Here is a 2,577-nt window from a genome sequence, read left to right as displayed (position 1 = left end):
GTGCCGCGCGACCCCATGAAGGTCGTGTGCACGGGGGACTGGGCCGCCGTCGACCCCGACGGCGGCGATCCGCGCTATGTGCGTACGCTGCTGCCGCGCCGTACCGCCTTCGTGCGCTCCACCTCCTCCAAGCGGTCCGAGGGGCAGATCCTCGCGGCCAACGTCGACCACGCGATCATCGCGGTCTCGCTCGCCGTCGAGCTCGACCTCGGGCGGATCGAACGGTTCCTGGCCCTGGCCTGGGAGTCCGGGGCCCAGCCGCTCGTCGTCCTCACCAAGGCCGACCTGGTCCCGGACGCCACGGGCCTGTCCTACCTGGTCGAGGACGTGGAGACGTCGTCCCCCGGCGTCCAGGTGCTCCCGGTCAGCGCCACCACGGGGGAAGGCGTCGACGTCCTGTGCGCCGTCGTCTCCGGCGGTACGTCGGTGCTGCTGGGCCAGTCCGGTGCGGGCAAGTCGACGCTGGCCAACGCCCTGGTCGGCGAGGACGTCCAGCACGTCAACGCCGCCCGTGACGTGGACGGCAAGGGCCGCCACACCACCACGACCCGCAACCTCCTCGTGCTCCCCGCGGGCGGCGTCCTCATCGATACGCCGGGGCTGCGCGGAGTCGGTCTCTTCGACGCGGAGGCGGGCGTCGGCCAGGTCTTCTCCGAGATCGAGGACCTGGCGGCCGACTGCCGCTTCCACGACTGCGCCCACACCGCCGAGCCGGGCTGTGCGGTACTCGCGGCCGTGGAGGACGGCACACTCCCGGACCGCCGCCTGGAGAGCTACCGCAAGCTGATCCGCGAGAACCAGCGCATCGTCGCCAAGACGGACGCCAGGCTCCGCGCGGACATGCGGCGCGAGTGGAAACTGCGGGGCGCGGAGGGGCGGGCGGCCATGGAGGCCAAGCGGGGGCGGATCCGCTAGCCGGTTCCGGCTGCCGGTTTCGTCCCGGGCGGCTACACCGCGTTACGGGGGTGCTCCCGCGCCCCCGTAACGTGGTGTCCGATTTCCGCCAGCCGGATGGGCGGCGAAGTCGCACACTGGGACATGTGATCGATGAAGAGACCAGGTACGAGGCGGTGCGCAGCCGCGACGCGCGCTTCGACGGAGAGTTCTTCTTCGCCGTCGAGACCACCGGCATCTACTGCCGGCCCAGCTGCCCCGCCGTCACCCCCAAGCGCCGGAACGTCCGCTACTACACGACGGCGGCAGCCGCCCAGGGTTCCGGATTCCGGGCCTGCCGGCGCTGCCGCCCGGACGCCGTGCCGGGGTCCGCCGAGTGGAACGTACGCGCGGACGTCGTGGGGCGCGCCATGCGCATGATCGGTGACGGTGTCGTCGACCGCGAGGGCGTGCCCGGCCTCGCCGTGCGGCTCGGCTACAGCTCCCGGCAGGTGCAGCGGCAGCTCACCGCAGAGCTGGGCGCGGGTCCCGTCGCCCTCGCGCGCGCCCAACGGGCCCACACCGCACGGGTGTTGCTCCAGACCACAGGGCTGCCGATCACGGAGATCGCGTTCGCCGCCGGGTTCGCAAGCGTGCGGCAGTTCAACGACACGATCCGGGCGGTGTACGCCCTGACGCCCACCGCGCTGCGGGGCGCCGCGCCGCGCGGCGGTGGTGCGGGGCGGGCCACGCCGACGGCGGGGGTGCCGCTGCGGCTCGCCTACCGGGGGGCCTACCAGGCGGGCGCCGTCTTCGACCTGCTCTCCGCGGAGGCCGTGGACGGGGTCGAGCAGGTGAGCGGGGAGCGGGGCGGGCGGACGTATCGCCGTACGCTGCGGCTGCCGTACGGCACGGGGATCGTGGCCGTCGAGGAGCGTGATCACGGGGTCGGCGGCTGGCTGGACGCCCGGCTCCATCTGACCGACCTGCGTGACCTCACGACCGCCGTGCAGCGGTTGCGGCGGCTCTTCGACCTCGACGCGGATCCGTACGCCGTGGACGAGCGGCTCGGCGCCGATCCCCGGCTCGCTCCGCTGGTCGCTGCGCGGCCCGGCCTTCGGTCGCCCGGGGCCGCGGATCCCGATGAGTTCGCGGTGCGGGCGGTCGTGGGGCGGGGGGAGGCGGCTCTGCTGGTGTCGCGGTACGGGAAGGCGCTGGATGCGCCGTGCGGGACGCTGACCCATGTGTTCCCGGAGCCGGGGGCGCTTGCCGGTGAGCCCAGGCCCTTGGGAGAACTTGCCGCCGCCCTTGCCGATGGGCGGGTCCGGCTTGATGCGGGGGCGGACCGGGAGGATGCCGGGGCGGGGCTGATGGCTTTGGCGGGGGTGGATGCGGGGGCCGTGGCGGTCATTCGGATGCGGGCGCTGGGGGATCCGGATGTGGGGCTGCCGGGGTTGGGTGTGCCAGGGGGGTGGCGGCCGTGGCGGTCGTACGGGGTACGGCATTTGCTGACCGCGGGGTAGCCCAACTTCCCTTTCCCCAACCCCGCCCCTTCCCGAAAACTCGCTCGGCGCGAGGGCCTTTGTGCGTGCCGTCATCACCGGCTCCGCCGAGTTCGTCCTCAAACGCCGGACGGGCTGAGATTTCCCCGGCGCGGGGAAATCTTTCAGCCGTCCGGCGGTTGAGGACGCCCCCGCGCAGCGG

The 2,577-nt window shown here is 73.4% G+C and carries 2 protein-coding genes; both read left to right on the top strand.

Annotated features, from left to right (window positions below; genetic code table 11):
* Positions 1-915: ribosome small subunit-dependent GTPase A (gene rsgA / locus ACQKIP_RS45000; RefSeq protein ID WP_427745646.1), on the top strand; the 915-nt coding region annotated here is incomplete at its 5' end.
* A 128-nt stretch (positions 916-1,043) separates the two neighbouring features.
* Positions 1,044-2,396 carry a bifunctional transcriptional activator/DNA repair enzyme AdaA gene (locus tag ACQKIP_RS44995; protein ID WP_365858748.1) on the top strand — a complete coding sequence of 451 codons (1,353 nt, stop codon included), beginning with the start codon at positions 1,044-1,046 and terminating at the stop codon, positions 2,394-2,396.
* Positions 2,397-2,577 lie beyond the last annotated feature (181 nt).

Origin of the sequence: Streptomyces sp. NPDC059900 (assembly GCF_050270335.1) — a bacterium.
In the GTDB taxonomy this organism is placed as follows: Bacteria; Actinomycetota; Actinomycetes; order Streptomycetales; family Streptomycetaceae; genus Streptomyces.
This window is presented reverse-complemented; position numbering and strand designations above follow the sequence as displayed.